Annotated in this window: 17 protein-coding genes; 9 read left to right on the top strand and 8 right to left on the bottom strand. The window is 68.6% G+C overall.

Annotated elements, in window-relative coordinates; genetic code table 11:
* Window positions 1-133 precede the first annotated feature (133 nt).
* The gene (locus N177_RS09195; RefSeq protein ID WP_200863379.1) at window positions 134-1,504 is read left to right on the top strand and encodes an amidohydrolase family protein; all 1,371 of its coding nucleotides are present in this window, start codon (window positions 134-136) and stop codon (window positions 1,502-1,504) included.
* 63 nt (window positions 1,505-1,567) lie between these two features.
* On the opposite strand, the gene N177_RS09190 is transcribed toward N177_RS09195, so the two are convergent.
* The 7 genes from N177_RS09190 to N177_RS09160 all read right to left on the bottom strand — a co-directional run bounded on the left by N177_RS09190 (window position 1,568) and on the right by N177_RS09160 (window position 9,605).
* Window positions 1,568-2,284, bottom strand: coding sequence for a TetR/AcrR family transcriptional regulator (locus N177_RS09190; protein ID WP_023432032.1), 717 nt, complete (start codon window positions 2,282-2,284; stop codon window positions 1,568-1,570).
* 82 nt (window positions 2,285-2,366) lie between these two features.
* Window positions 2,367-3,602 (bottom strand): amidase, encoded by a 1,236-nt coding sequence (locus N177_RS09185; RefSeq protein WP_023432031.1) that lies wholly within the window; start codon window positions 3,600-3,602, stop codon window positions 2,367-2,369.
* 2 nt (window positions 3,603-3,604) lie between these two features.
* Complete coding sequence (locus tag N177_RS09180) at window positions 3,605-4,831, bottom strand: amidohydrolase family protein (protein WP_023432030.1); 1,227 nt, start codon at window positions 4,829-4,831, stop codon at window positions 3,605-3,607.
* 158 nt (window positions 4,832-4,989) lie between these two features.
* A complete protein-coding gene (locus N177_RS09175; RefSeq protein ID WP_023432029.1) occupies window positions 4,990-6,342 on the bottom strand; it encodes an amidohydrolase family protein in 1,353 nt (450 codons plus the stop codon).
* Window positions 6,343-6,528: 186 nt separating this feature from the next.
* The gene (locus N177_RS09170) at window positions 6,529-8,031 is read right to left on the bottom strand and encodes a tripartite tricarboxylate transporter permease (protein WP_160170922.1); all 1,503 of its coding nucleotides are present in this window, start codon (window positions 8,029-8,031) and stop codon (window positions 6,529-6,531) included.
* Between the two features lie 14 nt (window positions 8,032-8,045).
* A complete protein-coding gene (locus N177_RS09165; RefSeq protein WP_040485462.1) occupies window positions 8,046-8,519 on the bottom strand; it encodes a tripartite tricarboxylate transporter TctB family protein in 474 nt (157 codons plus the stop codon).
* Between the two features lie 9 nt (window positions 8,520-8,528).
* A complete protein-coding gene (locus N177_RS09160; protein ID WP_023432026.1) occupies window positions 8,529-9,605 on the bottom strand; it encodes a tripartite tricarboxylate transporter substrate binding protein in 1,077 nt (358 codons plus the stop codon).
* A gap of 438 nt (window positions 9,606-10,043) precedes the next feature.
* Between N177_RS09160 and N177_RS09155 the strand changes: the two genes are divergently transcribed.
* From N177_RS09155 to N177_RS09130, 6 genes are read left to right on the top strand one after another with little or no spacing between them, the layout of a single operon-like run.
* Window positions 10,044-11,054 (top strand): sulfate ABC transporter substrate-binding protein, encoded by a 1,011-nt coding sequence (locus tag N177_RS09155; protein WP_023432025.1) that lies wholly within the window; start codon window positions 10,044-10,046, stop codon window positions 11,052-11,054.
* An 11-nt stretch (window positions 11,055-11,065) separates the two neighbouring features.
* Window positions 11,066-11,917 carry a sulfate ABC transporter permease subunit CysT gene (gene cysT / locus N177_RS09150; RefSeq protein WP_023432024.1) on the top strand — a complete coding sequence of 284 codons (852 nt, stop codon included), beginning with the start codon at window positions 11,066-11,068 and terminating at the stop codon, window positions 11,915-11,917.
* A complete protein-coding gene (gene cysW, locus N177_RS09145) occupies window positions 11,907-12,803 on the top strand; it encodes a sulfate ABC transporter permease subunit CysW (protein ID WP_023432023.1) in 897 nt (298 codons plus the stop codon). Before cysT ends, cysW begins: the two co-directional genes overlap by 11 nt.
* A gap of 13 nt (window positions 12,804-12,816) precedes the next feature.
* Window positions 12,817-13,875 carry a sulfate/molybdate ABC transporter ATP-binding protein gene (locus tag N177_RS09140; protein ID WP_023432022.1) on the top strand — a complete coding sequence of 353 codons (1,059 nt, stop codon included), beginning with the start codon at window positions 12,817-12,819 and terminating at the stop codon, window positions 13,873-13,875.
* Window positions 13,876-13,879: 4 nt separating this feature from the next.
* Window positions 13,880-15,298: an FAD/NAD(P)-binding protein gene (locus tag N177_RS09135; protein ID WP_023432021.1), complete on the top strand. Its 1,419-nt coding sequence runs from the start codon at window positions 13,880-13,882 to the stop codon at window positions 15,296-15,298.
* A 52-nt stretch (window positions 15,299-15,350) separates the two neighbouring features.
* Window positions 15,351-17,090, top strand: a complete 1,740-nt coding sequence (locus N177_RS09130) for an SLC13 family permease (protein WP_023432020.1) — start codon at window positions 15,351-15,353, stop codon at window positions 17,088-17,090.
* A 100-nt stretch (window positions 17,091-17,190) separates the two neighbouring features.
* Here the strand turns inward: N177_RS09130 and N177_RS09125 are convergent, their stop codons facing one another.
* On the bottom strand, window positions 17,191-17,973 hold the full coding sequence (locus N177_RS09125) for an IclR family transcriptional regulator (RefSeq protein ID WP_023432019.1): 783 nt from the start codon (window positions 17,971-17,973) through the stop codon (window positions 17,191-17,193).
* Window positions 17,974-18,107: 134 nt separating this feature from the next.
* Here N177_RS09125 and N177_RS09120 point away from each other — a divergent pair, with 134 nt between their 5' ends.
* Window positions 18,108-19,586 carry an aldehyde dehydrogenase gene (locus tag N177_RS09120; RefSeq protein ID WP_023432018.1) on the top strand — a complete coding sequence of 493 codons (1,479 nt, stop codon included), beginning with the start codon at window positions 18,108-18,110 and terminating at the stop codon, window positions 19,584-19,586.
* A 71-nt stretch (window positions 19,587-19,657) separates the two neighbouring features.
* Window positions 19,658-20,626, top strand: a complete 969-nt coding sequence (locus tag N177_RS09115; protein WP_023432017.1) for a TAXI family TRAP transporter solute-binding subunit — start codon at window positions 19,658-19,660, stop codon at window positions 20,624-20,626.
* The last annotated feature ends 64 nt before the right edge of the window (window positions 20,627-20,690 follow it).

Below are 20,690 nucleotides of genomic sequence, written 5' to 3'. Positions count from 1 at the left end.
CACAACCGAACCCGATTGTAATTAAGTAGATACTGTGTTTTCCTGCGGAGGCACCGCAGCGGCAGACACACCCCACCGCTCGAGCCACGTCCACTTGGGGGCGGGACCCATCGAGCCCTCCAGGAGAATGCTCGTGCTGGACCTTCTCATAGTAGGCGCAACCCTCGTCACAGGCACACGCGGCGACGAGATCATCCATGACGGTCATCTGGCGATAGAAGGCAACCGGATCGTCTCCATCGGCCGCCGGGAAGACATTCCGGACGGCACCGATGCGGCGAGGATGCTGGAGATCCCGGGCCGCCTCGTGACGGCTGGGTATGTGAACGTTCACACCCATGCGGTCCTGTCCCTGATGCGCGGGATCGCCGTCGATATGGGTTTCGCGCCGGCATATACTCGGGGCGTACCGCACGGGCACGACGTCAACGAGGATGAGGCGGTCGCGCTGGCCAGGCTGGGGGCGCTGGAGGCGCTCTCGTTCGGCTCCACCACCATGGTCGACAGCTGGGTGCACGCTCACGCGACGCTACCTGCCATGGCCGAACTCGGCTTGCGGGTCTGGTCCTGCACCCGTTTCCACGATGTGGACTTCACGCGTGTCCACGAGGGAGTCTGGGTTCACGACCCCCGCATCGGCGACGCATGCATCGCCTCCACCATCGACCTCCTGAAGGCTCATCATGGCGGTGCAGGCGGCCGAACGAACGTCATGCTGGCCCCCCATGCGCCAGACACCTGCTCCGAAGAGCTGCTCAGGAAAGTCGCGCATCTGTCAGCCGAGACAGGGCTGAACGTGTGGACGCATCTCTCGCAGAGCAGAATAGAGAACGACCTTATTCTGAAACGCAGCGGATGCACGCCGACACAGCTTCTCAAGCGGGCCGGCCTGCTCAACGACAAGTTGATCGCCGCGCACTGCATCTTCCTGAGCGAGGAGGATATCCCGCTCATCGCGGATTCGGGCATGACCGTCGCTCACGTTCCGAAAGGGAACGCGACGGGAGGCGCGATGGCTCCAACCCCTAGTCTGAGGGAAGCGGGCGCCCGGATAGCATTGGCGACAGACAACCTGACCCAGGACATGACCGAGGTCATGCGGTGGGCTCTCGCCGTGGCCCGCCTGCAGACGGGTAAGGTCTCCACGGAGTGGCAGCCGGAAGACGTCTACGAGATGGCGACTGCGGCGGGGGCGCGCGCACTCGGGCAAGAAGGGAGGATCGGCGCACTGGCCGTCGACGCACTGGCCGATCTTGTCGTCTTCGACATGAGGAAGCCCCATCTGACCCCGCTCCTCGATCCCCTCGGCACGCTGGTCCACGACGGCTGCGGACGTGACGTCGAACACGTCTTCGTCGACGGGCGGCAGGTGGTGGGAGGTGGCGAGGCCCTGCTGGTGAATGCCGCCGCCATTCGAGCGGAGGCTCAGGCCGCGGCAGAAGCGATCTGGGAAAGGACCGCAGCCGCCCATCACGCCAGTCTGGGCAATCGAGACCAGGTGTGAGACTTCCCGTCGCTTCCGGTCTCCCGGCCGCCGGACGGTGCGTGGCGGGGCTCTTCCGCCCCGTCAGGACCGGGGGCGCTGACGCCGCTTGCCGGCCGTTCCTTTCTTGGAGCGGCCGGACTGCGCGGGATCTGTCTTCAGGTAGCGCGTCACCGCCTCGACCACCGTCTCCCGCCGCGCCGCCAGCCAGGCGGGATCGGCGAGGTCACGATTGAACATGCTGCCGAGCGTGTGGCGGTTCGAGACGTGGATGAAGCACAGGCCCAGGATCGAGATATATAGGCTCTCGGCATCGATATCCTGCCGGAAGAGGCCTGAAGTCTGGCCGCGCGAGAGGATCCTGTTCATCGTCTCGAGCAACGGCCGCGTCATCTGCGGGATCGTCTGCGAGCGCTGGATCGTCTGCCCCATCATCAGGTTCTCGCTCATGATCAGGCGCACGAAGTGCGGATCGTGGGCGAGGAAGTCGAAAGTCAGTTCGACGAGCCGCTGCATCGCCGTTGCCGGGTCGAGATCGGCGACGTCTAGCTCGCGTTCCCGCTCGCGGATGGTGCTGTAGGTGGCCTCGAGGGAAGCGAGGTAGAGGTCATCCTTGTTCCCGAAATAGTGGTAGATCATCCGGACGTTGATGCCGGCGGCCGCCGCGATGCGCTCGATGCGGCCGCCTGAGTAGCCGTGCTCCGCGAACTCCGAGAGCGCGACCTGGAGGATGCGCTCCCGGGTGACCGCGCCCTTGCGTCGCGGCGCCGCCGCAGCCCGCTCCGTCGTCGAACTGCTCATGGGGCCCCATCCTGCTGCGGCGAGACGGGGGCTGAGACCGCACGCCACCCACCAGCGGCCGCGGCACGGCTCGCCTGCAGGCTCATCGCACCGCCGCCCCTGCCGCCGGCACGGCGAGGAACGCCCGTCCGACGAGGTCCAGAAGGTCGATGTCGCGGCCCCGCCGCGCGATGACCGACAGGCCGATCGGCGCCCCGCCCACCGTCCCGGCCGGAACTGTGACCTGCGGCAGGCCACCGAGGCCCGCGACGCAGAGCAGAGCCATCGCCCGGTTCCGGAAGTCGACCTCCACCTCCTCGACGGCGCCGCCGCGTGGCGGTGCCGGCCGCGGCGTCGTCGGCAGGCAGACGACGTCGTCCGGCCCGATCGCTTCGTCGAGCCGGAGGCGGATCTCCTCGCGCCGCCGCGTGGCGGCGGCCACATCGGCCGAGCCTATCCGCGAGGCCGCGGCGAAACGCTCCGCCACGCCCGGCCCGAAGCGCGGCTGCCTCGTTGCGATCCACGTCCCGAGCGCCGCCCAGATCTCGCCGGCCTGGAGCACCCGGAACGTCTCGAACCAGGATTCGAGGCCCTCGGGGGCGAGGGTCACCTGCGCTGCCTCTCCCACGGCCGCCGACAGGGACGAGACCCCCGCCTCGAGCCCACCCCGCACATCGGCGTCGGCGCGGGCCATTCCGTCCTCGGCGATCACCAGTCGACGGAACGGCCGGGCCGGCGCCTCGTCGCGGAGCAGCACGCGCCCCACCCTCGTCATCAGCTCGGGATCGCGTGCCATCCAGCCGGTGCAGTCGAAGCTGCCGGCGAAAGGATGCACCCCCTCGAGCGACGCGCGGCCGTGGGTGGGCCGCATGCCGAAGATGCCGCAATAGGCCGAGGGAACCCGGACCGAACCGCCGCAGTCGGTGCCGATCGCGAAGTCGACGAGCCCGCCCGCCACGACGGCCGCCGAACCGCTCGAGGAGCCGCCGGTGACGCGGTCGGGCGCCCGCGGGTTGATCGGCGCCCCGTAATGCACGTTGTCGCCGGTCAGCGAGTAGCACATCTCGTCGCTCACGGTGCGACCGGCGAGGCTTGCCCCCGCGTCGAGCAGCAGGCGCAGCGCTTCCGCGGTTTCCGTCGCCGGAGGGTGGCTCGACGTCCACTCGGGATGGCCGAAGCCGCGCGGCCGGCCAGCGATGTCGAAGACGTCCTTCGCGGCGAAGGACAGGCCCGCCAGCGGCCCGCCCCGCGTGCCCTCGAGGGTCGCGTGGTAGTCGCGGCAAAAGGCGCCGAAGGGGTCATGTGGCAGGGCGTCGAGCGCCCTCTGTGCTTCTGTCATGGTCAGTCCGGGCGGTGAATCTGAACGGGCGGCCGCGTGATGGTCCGCCGCCCGCGCTTGAACGCATGGAGCACCGGTGCGAGCTCGGCCACGGCTCGCTCGGGGCTGTCGGAGTCGAGCACCACGAGGTCGGCGGACTTGCCGGGCGCCAGGCCGTAATCGTCGAGGTTCATCAGCTTCGCCGACCGGGTGGTGATCATGTTGAAGCACTCGCGCACGTCGCTCTTGGCGCCGATATGGCAGATATTGGCGTTGAGATTCGCCATGCGGATCAGCGAACAGTCGCCGAACGGCGTGAACGGGTTGAGCACGTTGTTCGTCGAAAGCGAGCAGTTGACCCCGTGGTGCAGCAGCTTGTGGGTCGCGGTGACCCCCCGGATCGGGCCATGCTCGGGATCCCGCCCCATCAGAAAGAGGTCCGTCGAGGGCAGAACCGTCAGCGCGACGCCCGCATCGGCGAGCCGCCGGGCAGCCTGCTCGAAGCGCTCGGGCGACGTGTTCGACAGCTTCGTGACGTGGCCGATCGCGGTGCGCCCGCCGCGCCCGTAGCGCTCGGAGAGCTCGCAGACATAGATCAGGTCGAGCTCGTCGGCGGTCGGCCCGAAATCGAGATGCATGTCGATGTCGATGTCGAATTCGCGCGCCATCGCGAAGACACGGTCGATCTGGGCCTTTGGATCGGTGTCGGTATAGGGCGCCGCGCCCACCACCGTGGCGCCCGACTTCAGGGCCTCGACCATCAGCTCCTCGGTGCCGGGGTTGTTCGTCAGCCCCTCCTGCGGAAAGACGCAGATCTCCACGTCGATCGCCCACCGATAGTCCTTGGCCAGCGCGACGACGCCCTCGAGCCCCCGCAGGCCGATGCCCGGGTCCACCTCGAGCTGCGTGCGCATGTGCGTCGTGCCGTGCGCGACGCTTTTCTCGAGGGTCCGCTTGCCGCGCTCGTAGACGTCCTCCGCGGTGAAATCCTTCTTGGCCCGCGCGACCTCCTGGATCGCCTCCTCGAGATCGCCCCGCCGTGCCTCGCAGCGGTCGACGATGCACGATTTGTCGAGATGTATGTGGGTCTCGACGAAGCCGGGCGCGACGAGCCGGGCCCCGGCGTCCAGTTCCTCACCCTCCGCCGCCAGCCCCGGCCCGATCGCGGCGATGCGGCCGTCCGCGACGGCGATGTCGACGAGTTCGTCCGATGCGCCGGGAAGTCGAGCGCTTCTGATGATGAGGTCCACGGCCACCAGACTCCTCAGCCTTCGATCATGTGAGGTGACGCCACCGGGCAGGAGGGCGTTCGCCAAGGTCGCCCGCCCCAAAGATCAATAATTACATACTTCACAAGGAGCCGATGATCCACCCCCAAGCGTGTCCACCGCGCGCCTGCTCCGGCCGCTCAGCCTTGCGCACGGGCCCACAGCTGGCGGGCTGCTTGAGCGCCTTCCCTGCGGATCTCCTCCTCGTCAACGAGCGTCGGTCGCCCGTCCTCGACCACGAGCCGCCCGTCAACCGCGACGAACCCGACGTCGCGGCCGTGGGCGACATGGACGAGGTTTCCGAGGGGGTTCACGTTCGGCGTGAGGTGGGCCCGGCGGAAATCGAAGCCGACGAAGTCAGCCTTCTTGCCCAAGACGAGGCTTCCGAGGTCTTCGTCCAGCCCCATCGCACGAGCGCCTTCCATCGTCGCCATGTCGAAGACGTGGTGCGGCTGCCAGAAGTCCGTCACGCCGCCTTCCTGGAGACGACCGACGGCGAGAGCCCACCGCAGGACCTCGATCATGTCGGCATGCATGTTGTCCGTTCCGAGCGCGAGCGCCGCGCCGGCGCGACGCAGCCGCGAGGTCGGCGCCGCTGTCCCTCCGGTCGCATTCCCCTTCGGGATGTGGCAGACCGTCATCCTGGCCCGTCCCACCCGCGCGATGTCGCTCTCCGTCAGGTAGAGGCAATGCGTCCCGAGCAGTCGGTCGTCCAGCAGTCCGACCGACTCCAGGAGCTCCGCGGGCGTCAGCCCGTCACGCTCTCTGACGCGCTCCACTTCGATCCGGCTCTGCGCGAGATGGATGTTGACGCGCAGGCCGAGCTCTCGACGGGCGTCATAGACGTCCGCCAACAGCTCGCGCGAACACGTGTCGGGGGCGTGCGCGGCCAGCTGCACGCCGATCCGCCCGTTCATGGCGCCGTGCCACCGACTGGCGAGTTCCGCGGCGTCCCTCAGCGTGCGCTCCCCGATCTCCCGCCGGTGCTCCCAGACCTGGCGATGCACGGAGGAGAAATCCACGTCATGTATCCGCCCGCACGCATAGACCCGCATCCCCAGCTCCTCCATCGCCGGCAGCGCGACATCGGCATGAACGTAGCTGTCGTTGATGAGGGTCGAGCCGAACAGCATCGCCTCCAGCGCGCCCAGTCGCGCCAAAGCCCGCGCCTCGTCGGGGGTAACGTCGTGGCCGTGCGGCACGCCGGGGGTGTATGCCGGGGCAAAGCCCATATCCTCGGCCACGCCGCGCACCATGCAGAGATTTGCGTGGGTGTGCACATTGACGAAGCCGGGCGTGATGACGAAGCCGCTCGCCTCGACGACACGCGTGGCCTCCAGCGCGCCGACCTCGCCTGCCGGGGCGAGAACCGCGAGCCGGCCGTCGCGGACACCGATCACAGCATCCTCGATGACGGGACGGTTCGGCGCCGCCGTCAGGACGGTTCCGCCACGCACGAGGAGGTCGAGCTTCTGGGGTCGGGTCGCATCCATGCCGAGATCCTCTAGAGCCACGTTCTGGCGCCGGACGATCGCGGCAAGACGGCCGCGGCCGGCGCGCTTGCGTCGAGATCCGGCGTTGCCGGAGGCTGCCCGCGTTCAGGGTACGGCCTGCGGAGAACCCGCCTTCTCACGGTCTTCACCTCGCCCTTCCGGTCAGGCGCCCATCGGGACGGCGCTTCATGCGGGCCGGCGCAATGACCGAAAGAACCCGTCGTAGAGCACCCACAACACGACAAGAAGGAGAACGACCCCGACAGGCCTCGTGAGCACGATCCAGACCTGTTCCCCTTCGAAAATGGCCATCGCACGCCGGAAGCTGCTGTCCGCGAGCGGCCCCAATATGATCCCCATGGCCATGGGACCTGGCGGAACGCCTATGAGATTGAGGAAGTACCCGATGACGCCGAAGACGAGCATCACATACACGCCGAACATCGTCATGTCGGACGCGTAGGCACCGATCACGCACAGCGGCACCAGCAGCGGCATGAGTACCTGCCGTGGCATGGTGAGCAGCTTGATCGTCGGCTTCGCGATGATCAACGCCACAACATACGTGGAGATAGCCCCAACGAGCAGGGCCGCATAATGGAAGTGAACCAGGCCGGGATAGCTGAAATCGATCATCGGGCCGACGACGACATTGTGCAGGTTCAGGGCACCCAGATACATCGCGGCGACGACACCGCCGGGTATCCCGATGGCCAGCATCGGCAGGAGGGTGCCTCCGATGGAGGCGCTGTTTCCCGTTTCCGCGGCCGCGATACCGTCCAGGGATCCGTGCCCGTATTCCTGCGCCACCTGGCCTTTCGCCTGCCTTTTTGCGACGCCGTAGCACACGAACGCCGCCACGTCCGGGCCGAGTGGAGGGATCGCCCCGATCGTGGCCCCGATGATGCCCGAGCGCAGGCCCGTCTTCGAGATCCTCTTCAGTATGCGGAAGGGCGGGAACAGGCGCCCGCTGCTTTGGGGGATGGTGTAGGGGCTTCTCGACGGAAGCACCCGCAGCACCTCCGCAAATCCGAACAGGCCGATCATGATCGGCACGAAACCGGCGCCACCGTAGAGTTCGTTCAACCCGAAGGTGTAGCGGGGGTAGGCGTTCACCGGATCGAGCCCCACCATCGAGATGAGGATTCCGAGCCCGCCCGAGATCCACCCCTTGATGGGCTGGCCGCTGGCCGTGAGGCTTCCGGAAAGCAAGATCCCGATGACGGCGAGCAGGAACAGCTCCCACGACCCGATCTTGAGGGCGAGCGCCAGGATCAGCGGAAACAGGAACACGAGGAACACGAGGCCGGCCACGTTGCCGATGAGCGAGGCCGTCAGCGCCGTCCCGAGCGCCAGACCGCCCTGCCCCTTCCGGGCCAGCGGAAACCCCTCGATTCCCGTGCAGACGGCGGCGGGCGTTCCAGGTATATTTATGAATACTGCGGATATTGACCCGCCCAGGGTGCTTCCAAGGTAGACCGCCAGCAGGAACATTATAGCTGTATTCAGGTCCATCACCGAGGAGAAGCCGATCAGTAGCGCCATCGCCATCGTGGTCGACAGCGCCGGCATCGCGCCCCAGAAGATCCCGAGCGCCGCCCCCACCACACTGGCCAGAAGAAGCCCCGGCTGCAGAGCCACCGTGAGCTGATTCAGAAACGAGGCGAATTCCGCAATGAAATTCGGCATCTGACTGAATCCGATCATGGAAGCATGACCGAGAAGAATCTCTCGAAGGTCTGGGTGAGAAATATCGTGGTGGCCAAGGAAATGAGGATTATCCAGACCCACCACCCTCTCCAGAAATACCAGAGCGTTGCGGCGAGATATACCAAGGTCGCAAGGAAGAAACTCAAGAGAGGAATGAGTATCAGGGCGTATGCCGCGACGCTTCCGGCGACGATCAGAATGCGGGCCAGATGGAGGCCCGACATTTCCTCTGTATCGAACTCATCCGGCGCAGCCTCCTCCCTCGGAGATCTACGCCATACCGACGTCGCCAGGATCGCAGCCATCACCAGGAGCGCGGAGCCGCAGATGAGAGGGAAGAGCCCGGGGGCCTGGCCCCATCCCCCCGGGCGTGGCATCGCCAGGGCGCTGACGATGACGGCCACGGATAGAGCGGCCAGGCTGCAGGCGAGGACATAGTCTGCAGCCCGTGACCCGCTCCCCCCCATGATGTGGCTCTACTCCACTGCGGTCGGCTGATAATCGGCCGGCGGCCACCAGCCGTCGAATTCCTCGGCCGTGGGAAGGCCCAGCTCTTCGGGGCTGCGCTCCGCGATCTCCAGATCGTCGAAGAGGTTCGCCGCGAGCACCTCCAGTCGCGCGGCCCTCTGGTCCGACTCCTCGCCATAGAGGTATGCCGGCCGGAGAAAGCGATCGTCGAGCATCTGCTTGAACTCGGGGTTCTCGAGCGCGGTCTCGATCGCCGCCCGCAGCTTCGTGAGGATGGGAGCGGGCGTTCCCCGCCGCAGGCCGATCCCATACATGCTGCCGAATGGAGCGAGCTCCGCGAATTCGGGCACGAAATTCGTCACGGACGGGAGGGTGCCCACACCGGGCACTTCCAGATCTTCATCCGCGAAATGCGCGAGGTTTCGGAGCTTGCCGGCCTTGATGAACTCGATGTGCTCGTGCAGGCCCGAGACGACGACGTCGACCTCGTTCTGAAGCACGGCAAGGGTGGCGGGGGCGCCGCCGTCGTATGTCACGATGTTGACGTCGAGATCCAGCGTTGCGGCCAGCAACGACATGACCTCGTGCCACAGCCCGCCCTTCCCGTCCGTCGCCACCCTGAGCTTGCCGGGATTGTTGCGAGCCTCTTCGACGAACTCCTCGAACGAGCCTATCTCCGATTGAGAGGAGACAGACCAGCTCCCCAGGGAATTCCCCACGAGGAACGTCTCGAAATCTCGCCAGCCGGCCAGGTCAGCCAGCCCCATTGCACGAAAGTGCTTCAAATAGTTCCCGAACCCGAGCCACGTGTAACCGTCGGCCGGCTGATCGTAGACATGTTGAGCTGCGATGGCGCCGACACCGCCGGTCATGTTCGTCACCCGGATCGACGTTCCCAGCTCCTGCTCGATCGCTTTCGCCACCGTTCGCAGGATCAGGTCGGTGCCACCGCCGGCGGAGTACTTCACGACCAGCGTGATGGGCCGGGTAGGCCACTCCTCGGCAGCGTCCGCTTTGGGTGCGGCCCAGAGACTTCCGATCAGGATCGACAACGCTATCGCCGACCTTGCGAGCAGTGAGTTCATCTCAACCCCTCCGTTTCGAGACATTGCAGGCACCCACCCGCCCAGACGGCTGCCGCGCCACGGGTAAGTATGCTTTTACATTGTGCCTGCGGTGTCAAGGGGAGCTTCCCCAAAGTCAGGAGCCCTCCGAAGCCTTCGGGGTGCGGGGTGGGCGCGTTGGCGGGATCGAGCGGCGGCCGGCGCGAGCGGCAGCGGAAGCGCAGACCCGGCTCGTGCAGCTTCGCAGGAAATCTCCGCCCCGGATGCCACGACCGGGAAGCTCCACCTTGACGGCGGCATCCTTGGCCGAAGCTCCGGAGCCGCGGGAGCGGGCCGGCTCGCCCCGTGAGGTAGCCGCTCGAAGCGTGCCACGCCAACCTCCTGCACGACCCCGTTGACAATACCTATCGGGTTAGTAGGCTTTAATCTCTACTAACCCGATGGGATTGGAGATCGAACATGCTCCGGCACCGACCTCACCTGATCGCGGCGCTTGGGGCGTCGCTGCTCTTCGCGACGCCGGCCCTTTCGCAGACGACGCTTCTGAACGTCTCGTACGACCCGACGCGAGAGCTCTACAAGGAGTTCAACCAGGCCTTTGCGGAGCACTGGAAGGCACAGGGCGGCGACGCCGTGGAGATCCGCATGTCGCATGGCGGCTCCGGCAAGCAGGCGAGGTCGGTCATCGACGGGCTCGAAGCCGACGTCGTGACGCTCGCGCTCGAGGCCGACATCAACGCCATCGCCGAGAACTCGGGCAGGATCGCCGCGGACTGGCGCGGCCGGCTGCCCAACAACAGCTCGCCCTACACATCGACCATCGTCTTCCTCGTCCGCAAGGGCAACCCGAAGGAGCTGAACGACTGGGGCGACCTGGTGAAGGACGGCGTCGAAGTCATCACGCCGAACCCGAAGACCTCCGGCGGCGCGCGGTGGAACTTCCTCGCAGCGTGGGGCTGGGCCGAGAGGGAATTCGGCGGCGACGAGGCAAAGGTGACGGACTACGTGTCGAGGCTGCTCAGGCACGTTCCGGTGCTCGACACGGGCGCCCGCGGTTCGACGACGACCTTCGTCCAGCGCGGCATCGGCGACGTGCTGCTCGCATGGGAGAACGAGGCCTTCCTCGCCCTCGAGGAGTTCGGTCCGGACGAGTTCGAGATCGTCGTGCCGTCGGTGTCGATCAAGGCGGAGCCGCCGGTCGCCCTGGTGGACGAGAACGCGAAGGCGCACGGCACGACCGAGCTGGCTCAGGCCTATCTCGAGTATCTCTACAGCGACGTCGGCCAGAGGCTCGCGGCGAAGCACTACTACCGGCCGGCGAAGCCCGAGCTCGCGAACCCGGAGGACCTCGAGCGCTTCGGCGACGTGGCGCTGGTGACGATCGAGGACTTCGGCGGATGGGGCGAGGCGCAGCCGCACTTCTTCGGCGACGGCGGCGTCTTCGACCAGATCTACCAGCCGACGAACTGAGGATCCTGGTCATGGCGCACGCCGCCGGCGTGATCTTCAGGCAGCCGAGCGTCATACCCGGCTTCGGGCTGGCGCTCGGCTTCACCCTGATCTACCTGAGCGCGATCGTGCTGATCCCGCTGCTCGCCCTCGTCGTGAAGAGCGCCGGGCTCGGGTGGAGCGACTTCTGGCGTCTCGCCACGGACGCAAGAACGCTCGCGGCGTTGCGCCTGAGCTTCGGGGCGGCGCTCGTCGCGGCCATGATCAACGCGGTGTTCGGGCTGCTCCTCGCCTGGGTGCTCGTGCGCTACCGCTTCCCGGGCCGCCGCCTGATCGACGCCTTCATCGACCTGCCCTTCGCCCTGCCGACGGCCGTCGCCGGCATCGCCCTGACCGCCCTCTACGCGCCCAACGGATGGGTGGGGCAGTTCCTCGCGCCGCTCGGCCTCAAGGTCGCCTACACGCCGCTCGGCGTCATCGTCGCGCTGACCTTCGTGAGCCTGCCTTTCATCGTCCGGACGGTCGAGCCGGTGCTCGCCGAGATCGACCGGGAGCTCGAGGAGGCGTCGGCGACGCTCGGGGCCACCCGGCTGCAGACCGTCTCGAAGGTCGTCCTTCCGAGCCTCCTGCCGGCCCTGATGACGGGCTTCGCGCTCGCCCTCGCCCGGGCGGTGGGCGAGTACGGCTCCGTGATCTTCATCGCCGGCAACATTCCCTACGTGTCGGAGATCGCGCCGCTCCTGATCGTCATCCGCCTCGAGGAGTTCAACTACGGCGCGGCGACCGCCGTGGCGGCGGTCATGCTCGCCATCTCCTTCTCGATGCTCCTTCTCATCAACCTGATCCAGGCGTGGAGCCGCAGGAGGTTCGGTCATGGTGCTTGAGCCCTCGTTCCAGGGCGCCGTGCTCGCGGCCCCTGCCAGGTCGAGCCACCGCTCGCCGGTTTCCGAGGCGCCGGCGACGAGGCGGGTCCTCATCGCGATCGCCCTCCTCTTCCTCGGATTCTTCCTCTTCCTGCCGCTCGTCGCGGTGTTCGTGGAGGCGCTGCGCGGAGGCGTCGGCACCTATCTCCGGGCGATCAGCGAGCCGGACGCCCTCTCGGCGATGAAGCTGACCCTGCTGGTGGCGGCGATCGCCGTGCCGGCGAACATCGTGTTCGGGATCGCGGCCGCCTGGGCGATCGCGAAGTTCGAGTTCAAGGGCAAGGCGTTCCTGATCACGCTGATCGACCTGCCGTTCTCCGTGTCGCCGGTGATCTCGGGCCTCGTCTACATCCTGCTCTTCGGCACGCACGGAGTTCTCGGGCCGCTGGTCGAAAGCGCGGGCATCAAGATCGTCTTCGCCCTGCCGGGTATCGTGCTCGCGACGATCTTCGTGACGTTCCCCTTCGTCGCCCGCGAGCTCATTCCGCTGATGCAGGAGCAGGGGACGGGCGACGAGGAGGCCGCCCTGTCGCTCGGGGCGAGCGGCTTCAAGACCTTCCTGCTCGTCACGCTGCCGAACGTGAAATGGGCCCTGCTCTACGGCGTCCTCCTCTGCAACGCCCGGGCGATGGGCGAGTTCGGCGCGGTCTCGGTCGTCTCCGGCCACATACGCGGCGTCACGAACACGATGCCGCTGCACGTGGAGATCCTCTACAACGAGTACGCCTTCCAGGCGGCCTTCGCCGTCGCCTCGCTGCTGGCGCTCCTCGCGCTCCTCACCCTCGCTTTGAAGTCGCTCCTCGAATGGCGCTTCGCCGACGGCATCGCCGCCGTCCGCGGCCACTGAAGGCATTCAGCACATGGACATAAGCATCGAGAACATCCGCAAGGAGTTCGAGCGTTTCCCGGCGCTGCACGACGTCTCGCTCGACATACGCTCGGGCGAGCTGATCGCGCTGCTCGGCCCCTCGGGCTCCGGCAAGACGACGCTCCTGAGGCTGATCGCCGGCCTCGAGTTCCTGACCTCGGGCCGCATCCTGTTCGGCAACGAGGACGCCTCGCACAAATCGGTGCAGGAGCGGAATGTCGGCTTCGTCTTCCAGCATTACGCGCTCTTCAAGCACATGACGGTCGCCGACAATGTCGGCTTCGGCCTGAGGGTCAGGCCGCGCTCGCAGCGCCCGTCGCGGGCGGAGATCCGGCGCCGGGCGGAGGAGCTTCTCGAGCTCGTCCAGCTCCCGGGGCTCGGAAAGCGCTTCCCCGCCCAGCTCTCGGGCGGCCAGCGCCAGCGCGTCGCGCTCGCCCGGGCGCTGGCGATCGAGCCGCGCGTCCTTCTCCTCGACGAGCCGTTCGGCGCCCTCGACGCGAAGGTCAGGCGGGAGCTCAGGCGGTGGCTGCGCGAGCTGCACGAGAGAACCGGCCACACCACCGTCTTCGTCACGCACGACCAGGAGGAGGCGATGGAGCTCGCCGACCGCGTGGTCGTGATGAGCAACGGGAAGATCGAGCAGGTCGGCTCGGCCGACGACATCTACGACGCCCCCGCCTCGCCCTTCGTCTTCTCCTTCATCGGCGCGTCGAACGCCCTGCGCGTCCACGTCGAGGCAGGCCGGGTCTATCTCGACGACCGGCCGCTCGAGCTGCCGCGCACGAACCTGCCCGACGGGCCGGCGCGCCTCTATCTGCGCCCGCACGACCTCGAGGTGAGCCGGGACGAGGCGGGCTCGATACCCGGCGTGATCTCGGCCGTCAGGCGGACGAGCGGCGCCCGCCTGATCGAGCTCGAGATCGGCGGTCGACGGGACCGGCTCGAGATCGAGCTGCCCGCCGAGCAGAGCCACCGCCTCAACGGCCGCCTCGCGGTGCGGCCGCGCAAGTGGCAGCTCTATCGCGACGACGAATGCCGGCTCGCGAGCTGACGCCATGATCCCCCAGCTCGCCAGACTGCTCGCCCCTGCCGCGCCGCCGGTCCGCATCGGCATCGTCGGCTGCGGCATCTCCGGCGCCGCGGCGGCCATCGCCATCGCCCGGCGCATGAGCGGCCCCACCGAGCTCGTGATCGCGGATGCGAGCGGGCATTTCGGGCCGGGTTTCGCCCACGGCCCCGCGGCGGGTCGCGGAGAGCTCCTCAACGTCCGGGCGCGCGACCTCTCCATGGTGCCCGACGCACCGGGAGACTTCACGAACTGGCTGGCGGGCCAGGCGGCAGGGAGGGACGACGCGGCGCCGGAATCGTTCCAGCCCCGCGCGACCTTCGGCCGCTATGCCGGCGAGCGCCTGCGGGAGGCGCTGTCGGGAAGCCGGAACGTGGCGACGACGCTCCTGACCGACGAGGCGGTGGCCGCCGAGCCCGCCGGCGACCGGCTGCGTGTGCGCTTCCGGCACCACGGCTGCCAGGAGTTCGACGCCCTGTTCGTCGCCACCGGCTACGGCACGCGGGAGCCGTCGCTGCGGCGGCTCGGCCAGGACCCCTACCGTCCGCTCGACGCGGAGATGGCGAAGGCCGCGCGCAACGCGCTGTTCGTCGGCGGCGGCCTGACGATGGTCGACAGCCTCGTGAACCTGCGGCGGGCGGGCTTCGCCGGCGCCGCCACCGTCGTGTCGCGGCACGGCCTGTTGCCGCGGCCGCACACGCCCCGCCACGCCGACGTCAAGATGGTCGACCTGCGGGAGCTGAAGTCGCTCTCCGCCATCCTGCGGCACGTCCGCCGGACCGAGCGCGAGATCGCAACCGCGGGCGGGGACTGGCAGGGCGTCGCGAACGCGGTGCGGTGCCAGGTGCAGGACGTGTGGACCTCCTTCACCCTTGCCGACCGCCAGCGCTTCCTCGACCACCTCGCCCCCTACTGGGAGAACATCCGCCACAGGCTGCCGCCCGAGCTCCATGCCGAGCTCGACGCCCTGCCGCCGGAGGTGCTGGAGGGGCGGGTCCTGGAGGTGCGTCGGCGCGGGACCTGCCAGGAGGCGATCGTCGAGGACGTCCGGGGCCGGCTCGCGGCCCGCCGCTTCGACCTCGTCTTCGACTGCACGGGCTACCGCCCGGCGGTGGACACGCCGTTTGTCCAGTCTCTCGTGGCGCAGGGGCTCGTGATGCCCGACCCGCTGCGGATGGGGCTCGCGGTCGCCCGATCCGGGCGCGTCCGCAGCGCCGGCGGGCGGTCGGGACCGCCGGTCTTCGCGCTCGGCCCGCTCGGCCGGGGCAGCCTCTACGAGATCACGGCCGTTCCGCAGATCGTCGCGCAGGCCGCGGCGGCCGCCGAGGCGCTGTCCCGCCTCTCGGCGCGCGGAAGGGCGAGACACGCCGCATCGGCCGCGCCGTGGGGCCTGCGTTCCTTCGCGTGACAGAGGGCGCGGGAACGATCATCGTCCGCCGGTCCTCCACGCGGGAACGGGCATGACGTTCGACCAGGTCGCCATCGTCTGTCTCATGACTGCGCTGCTCGCGGTCTTCGCCGCCGACCGCTTCCGGATCGAGGTCGTCGCGATCGCCGGCCTCGCCGCCGGGGTCGCGCTCGGCCTCGTGCCGATGGGGAGCGCGTTCTCGGGTTTCTCCAGCGCGGCCGTCATCACAGTGGCGGAGATCCTCGTGATCGTGCAGGTGCTCGTGCGCTCGCACCTGCTCGACCTCGCCACGGACCGGATCGTCCGGCACGTCTCGAGCGAGCGCGGCGTCGTGACGACGGTCTGCGTGATGGGCGCCGGCATCTCGGTCCTCATGAACAATATCGGCGCGCTGGCGCTTCTCCTGCCGCTGTCGCTGTCGCTCTGCCGGTCGACCGGCGTGCGGCCGGGCGCCGTGCTCCTGCCGCTGTCCTTCGCGACGCTCCTCGGCGGCACGTGCTCGCTGATCGGCACGCCGGCCAACCTTCTCGTCTCGGCATCGCGGGCCGACACTCTCGGCGAGCCGTTCTCGTTCTTCGCGCTGGCGGCGATCGGGCTGCCGGTGGCGCTCGTCGGCCTGCCCGTGCTGGTCTTCCTCGGGCCCCGCCTCATGCGCGGACGCGGCCTCGACGCGGCAGCCCCCGCGATCACCGGCCCGAGACGCTTCGTCACCGAGTTTCGGGTGCGGCCGAACTCGCCGCTGGCCGGCCGGTCGGTCGCCGAGGTCGAGGATCGCCTGAGCGGCTTCGTCCACGCGCATCTGCGCAACGAGCGCCACGTCTTCGGGCGCCGGGAAGAGCAGGAGGTGCGCGCCGGGGACGTGCTGCTCGTCGAGACGGACGTGGCGACCGCGATGGAGATGTACCGGCGCCGCGCGGCCGAGGTCACGGCCGGAGCCGCCGGCGGCGCCGGAGACTGGGTCGAGGCGGTCGTCCTGCCCCAGAGCACCGTCCTCGGCTCGCCGGCCCGCGCGATCGCGGCCTTCGAGCAGGCCGGGATCGAGGTCGTGGCGCTTTCGCCCCAGACGCCGCGGATCGAGGGCCGCCTCGGCGACGTCAGGTTCAGCGTCGGCGACGTCCTTCTGCTGCACGGCAGGCCGGAGGCGATCGGTCAGGCTCTCGAGGACACGGACTGCCTCGCGATCTCGCCGCGCGGCGTGGAGCAGCCGAAGCCCCAGGGCTGGATCACGCTCGGGGTCTTTCTCCTGGCCGTCGCGCTCGCGGCCTTCGGGCTCGTCCCGCCGGAGATCGCCTTCGGCGGGGCGATCCTCGGCCTCGCCGCCGGCGGGGTCATCGACCTGCGCCGGGCGCTGCCGACCCTGAACTGGCCCGTGCTCATGATGCTCGCGGCGATGATTCCGCTCGGCGCGGCGGTGGAGCGGACGGGCGCCGCCGACGTCGTCGCGACAGCCCTGATGGGGCTGATCGGGGACGCCGGGCCGGCCGGGCTCCATGCGGTCGTGCTCGTCGCGGCGCTCGTCATCACGCCGTTCATCAACAACGCGTCGACCGCCGTGGCCCTCGCCCCCGTCGCCGTGGCCCTCGCCCGCTCGGCCGGACTGCCGCCCGACCCGCTGCTGATGCTCGTGGCGGTCGGCGTCTCGCTCGACTTCCTCACGCCCTTCGGCCACCACAACAACACGCTCGTCATGGGCATCGGCGACTACAGGTTCCGCGACTACCCCCGGCTCGGACTGCCGCTCGTCGCCGTCGCGGCCGTGACGGCGTGGGCGGCAAGCCTGGCACTCGCGTGAGCGACCGGAGCAATGGAGCGCCTTTTCCGGCTCGGGGCGGGACCGCGCTGCGCAATGCTCGCTCCGCGGCCACTCTCGCGGCCCGAACTCCTAGCCCCCTTCAGCCGCCGGCACCCATGGCGGGTTCGGATGCGTCGGACGGACAGGCTCGTCTCGCCGACGCGCCCCGGATGCTTCCGCCCATGGCTCGCGTGAGCGCCGCCGCGGCCGGAAGCAGGAGGGTGACCTGGGCGTTCACCGTCTCCTCATCGAACCGCACTCTCGGCCCGGACAGCGACAGGACGCCGAGCAACTCGTTGCCGATGCCGAAGACGGGTGCGGCCACGGCCGCGCAGTCCGGATCCGTCTCGCCGAAGGAGACGGCATAGCCCCCGGCGCGGATGCGATCGTAGGCCTCTCCCTTGCCGGTGCCGTCATAGGCCAGGAACACACGCCCGGCCGCGCCCCGGTCCAGGGGAAGCGCCATGCCCGTCTTCACCCGATCGAGCGTCGAATGCCGCGAGTCGACCCGCAGGATGCAGACGCGCTTGTCGTCACCGGCTCGCACATGGAATGACGGGCTTTCGCTGCCCTGCTCGACCAGGCGCCTCAGAACGGGGAGGATTCGCTCCTCCATGCTGGAGGGCATCTGCACGGATCGCGCGAGCCGGACAAAGGAGCTGCCGAGTTGGTAGGATCCGTCGGGGAGTTGTGCGACGAAGTCCTCCGCCTTCAGCGACTGGATGAGCCTCAGAGCGGTGCTCTTGTAGAGGCCCGTGCGGCGCGCGAGCTCGGAGATCGTCAGGGGCTCGGCCGCGCCCTCGAAGGCGTTCAGCAGCGACAGCGCGCGCGCGACCGCAGCCACACCCTTCTTCTCGTCCGACGTCTTCGTTACCGTGGCCATGCCTGCTCCGAACCTGCAAATGTCCAGATAGATCAGCCGAGCGCGCGTCACAAGTGTTCTGCCTGAGAGAACATGGTGCGCTTGACGGAACGCTGCGCGGCGGCTACCCCTCTCCCTGCACAGAGGAGTACGGGATGGCCGCAGAGTACCAGATGCTCATCGGGGGCGAGTGGACCGGGGGGTCCGGCTCGGAACGCCTCGACAGCGTGAACCCCTACACCCAGGAGGTCTGGGCGACCCTGCCGCAGGCGGGCGACGCCGACGTGGCGCGCGCCATCGAGATCGCGCACGACACGTATGTCTCCGTCTGGAGGGGCGTGAACGGCCGAGACCGGGCGCTGATGCTCAACCGCCTCGCCGACCTCGTCGAGCAGAACGGGCCGGATCTCGCGCGCATCGATACCACCGACAACGGAAAGGTGATCCGGGAAACCGGGTCGCAGATGAAGTTCGCCGCCCGCAACTACCGTTACTTCGCCGGGCTCGCCGACAAGCTGCAGGGCAACACGATCCCGCTCGATAACGGCGAGATGCTCGACTACACGATCGTCGAGCCGCTCGGCGTCGCCGTCCTGATCACCGCCTGGAACTCGCCGCTGCCGCTTCTGGCGAACAAGCTCGCCCCGGCACTGGCCGCCGGCAACACGGTGGTGATCAAGCCCTCGGAGCATGCGAGCATCTCGACACTGGCTTTCGGCCGGCTGATCGCGGAGGCGGGCTTCCCGGACGGCGTGGTCAACATCGTGACCGGCGACGGGCGCATCGGGCCGGCTCTCACGACGCACAAGCGAGTGAAGAAGATCAGCTTCACCGGCGGCCTGCCGACCGCGCGGCGCATCCTCGAGGCCGCCGCGCGCCGGCTCGTGCCGGTGACGACGGAGCTTGGAGGCAAGTCGCCGAACATCATCTTCGAGGACGCCGACCTGAAGGCCGCGGTGAACGGTGCCGTCGCCGGCATCTTCGGCGCCTCCGGGCAGACCTGCATCGCCGGCTCGCGGCTGCTCGTCCAGTCGTCGATCTACGACGAGGTCTGCGACCGGGTCCTGGAGAAGGTGCGCGGGATCAGGCTCGGCAATCCGCTGGACCCAGCGACGGAAATGGGGCCGGTGGCCAACAGGGCCCAGTTCGACCGCATCCTGTCGCTGATCGCGCAGGCGGAGAACGAGGGGGCGAAGCTCGCCCTCGGCGGCCGGCAGGCGACGGGGCCCGGCCTCGAGCGCGGCTTCTTCATCGAGCCGACGGTTCTCAAGGACGTGGAGCCCTCGCTGACGATCGCGCGCGACGAGGTGTTCGGGCCGGTCCTGTGCATCCTGCGTTTCGAGGACGAGGCTGACGCGGTGCGCATCGCCAACGACAGCGACTACGGCCTCGCCGCCGGCGTCTGGACGAACGACGTGCGCCGCGCGCACCGGATGGCCCGCGAGATCGAGGCGGGCCTCGTCTGGGTGAACACCTACCGGGCCTCCTATGTCGGGGCCCCGTTCGGCGGCACGAAGCTCAGCGGCCACGGCCGCGAGCGCAGCTGGCACACGCTCATGGAATACACGCAGGTCAAGAACGTCATGCTCGACCTCTCGGGAGAGGATCGGGATCCCTTCGCCATGAAGCTCTAACCCCTCGCGCCGGCAGAGCCGCACCGGATCGGTCGGCGACGAGGACACCAGTCCAACCAGGGAGGAAGAAGATGAGAAGACTGACAGCACTGGCCGCAACGCTGGCTGCGGCGACGATCTCCACGGCGGCGCACGCCCAGACCTTTCAGATCAGCATGCCGCTCGGTGGCACGTCCGGCACGTTCTATACGCAGGGCGCGGCGCTCGCCGACCACATCAACGGCAAGACCGACAAGCTGCGCATCGTGCCCTCGACCTCGGGGGGCAGCGTCGAGAATATCCGTCTCGTCGGCTCGGGCCAGGGCGAGATCGGCATGGCCTTCGAGAGCGACATCTACGGCGCGTGGGCCGGAGAGGGCTTCGAGCGCGAGTACCAGGACTACCGGCAGCTCGGCCCGGCCCAGAAGATCTCCGGCTGGAACTTCCTCGTCCTCGCGTCTTCCGACATCCGCTCCGTGGAGGATCTCGCGGGCCGCGACTTCGTGAGCGGCGCGCCCGGCTCGGGCTCCGCCGCCGAGGCCGACAAGTTCCTGCGCCATGTCGGGCTCTACGACCAGATCAACATCGAGTACAACGCCTGGGGCGAGCTCGGGCGGATGCTCACCGACGGCGACATCGACGGCTTCAACCGCACCGGCCCGGCGCCGGCCGGCTTCGCCCAGGAGATCGACGCGACGCATCCGGTCCGCGTTCTCGACCTCGGCCCGCAGATCGAGGAGAGCGGCTTCCTCGACGAGTATCCCTTCTTCACGACGCTCACGGTCCCGGCCGGCACGTATGAAGGCCAGGACGAGGATGCCGTGACCTTCGCGCAGGGCGTGCAGTGGATCGTCCACAAGGACGTGCCCGACGAGGTCGTCCGGGAGTTCCTCGAGCTCGCCTATACCGACGAGGCGGCCGCACATCTCGACCGCACCTTCCCCGACCACGACCACCGCAACGCCGAGTGGGCGGAAACGCTCTACGTGCCGATGCATCCCGCCGCTGCCGAGTTCTGGCAGGAGCGCGGCGTGACGCTGCCCGAGCCGCTGCGCCAGTGAATCGGTCCCCGGTCGCGCCTTCGGGCGCGGCCGGTTCCGCCGGTGTCGCGCGAAGGAGGAAGAT

The organism is Lutibaculum baratangense AMV1 (assembly GCF_000496075.1).
GTDB classification, from domain to species: Bacteria; Pseudomonadota; Alphaproteobacteria; order Rhizobiales; family Tepidamorphaceae; genus Lutibaculum; species Lutibaculum baratangense.
This window is presented reverse-complemented; position numbering and strand designations above follow the sequence as displayed.

Coding starts and splice junctions, on each gene's coding strand:
- N177_RS09115 (WP_023432017.1), top strand. CDS start 19,658: ATGAGAAGACTGACAGCACTGGCCGCAACGCTGGCTGCGGCGACGATC.
- N177_RS09140 (WP_023432022.1), top strand. CDS start 12,817: ATGGACATAAGCATCGAGAACATCCGCAAGGAGTTCGAGCGTTTCCCG.
- cysT (WP_023432024.1), top strand. CDS start 11,066: ATGGCGCACGCCGCCGGCGTGATCTTCAGGCAGCCGAGCGTCATACCC.
- N177_RS09185 (WP_023432031.1), bottom strand. CDS start 3,602: ATGACAGAAGCACAGAGGGCGCTCGACGCCCTGCCACATGACCCCTTC.
- N177_RS09165 (WP_040485462.1), bottom strand. CDS start 8,519: ATGGGGGGGAGCGGGTCACGGGCTGCAGACTATGTCCTCGCCTGCAGC.
- N177_RS09120 (WP_023432018.1), top strand. CDS start 18,108: ATGGCCGCAGAGTACCAGATGCTCATCGGGGGCGAGTGGACCGGGGGG.
- N177_RS09175 (WP_023432029.1), bottom strand. CDS start 6,342: ATGGATGCGACCCGACCCCAGAAGCTCGACCTCCTCGTGCGTGGCGGA.
- N177_RS09125 (WP_023432019.1), bottom strand. CDS start 17,973: ATGGCCACGGTAACGAAGACGTCGGACGAGAAGAAGGGTGTGGCTGCG.
- N177_RS09135 (WP_023432021.1), top strand. CDS start 13,880: ATGATCCCCCAGCTCGCCAGACTGCTCGCCCCTGCCGCGCCGCCGGTC.
- cysW (WP_023432023.1), top strand. CDS start 11,907: ATGGTGCTTGAGCCCTCGTTCCAGGGCGCCGTGCTCGCGGCCCCTGCC.
- N177_RS09155 (WP_023432025.1), top strand. CDS start 10,044: ATGCTCCGGCACCGACCTCACCTGATCGCGGCGCTTGGGGCGTCGCTG.
- N177_RS09170 (WP_160170922.1), bottom strand. CDS start 8,031: ATGCCGAATTTCATTGCGGAATTCGCCTCGTTTCTGAATCAGCTCACG.
- N177_RS09190 (WP_023432032.1), bottom strand. CDS start 2,284: ATGAGCAGTTCGACGACGGAGCGGGCTGCGGCGGCGCCGCGACGCAAG.
- N177_RS09160 (WP_023432026.1), bottom strand. CDS start 9,605: ATGAACTCACTGCTCGCAAGGTCGGCGATAGCGTTGTCGATCCTGATC.
- N177_RS09130 (WP_023432020.1), top strand. CDS start 15,351: ATGACGTTCGACCAGGTCGCCATCGTCTGTCTCATGACTGCGCTGCTC.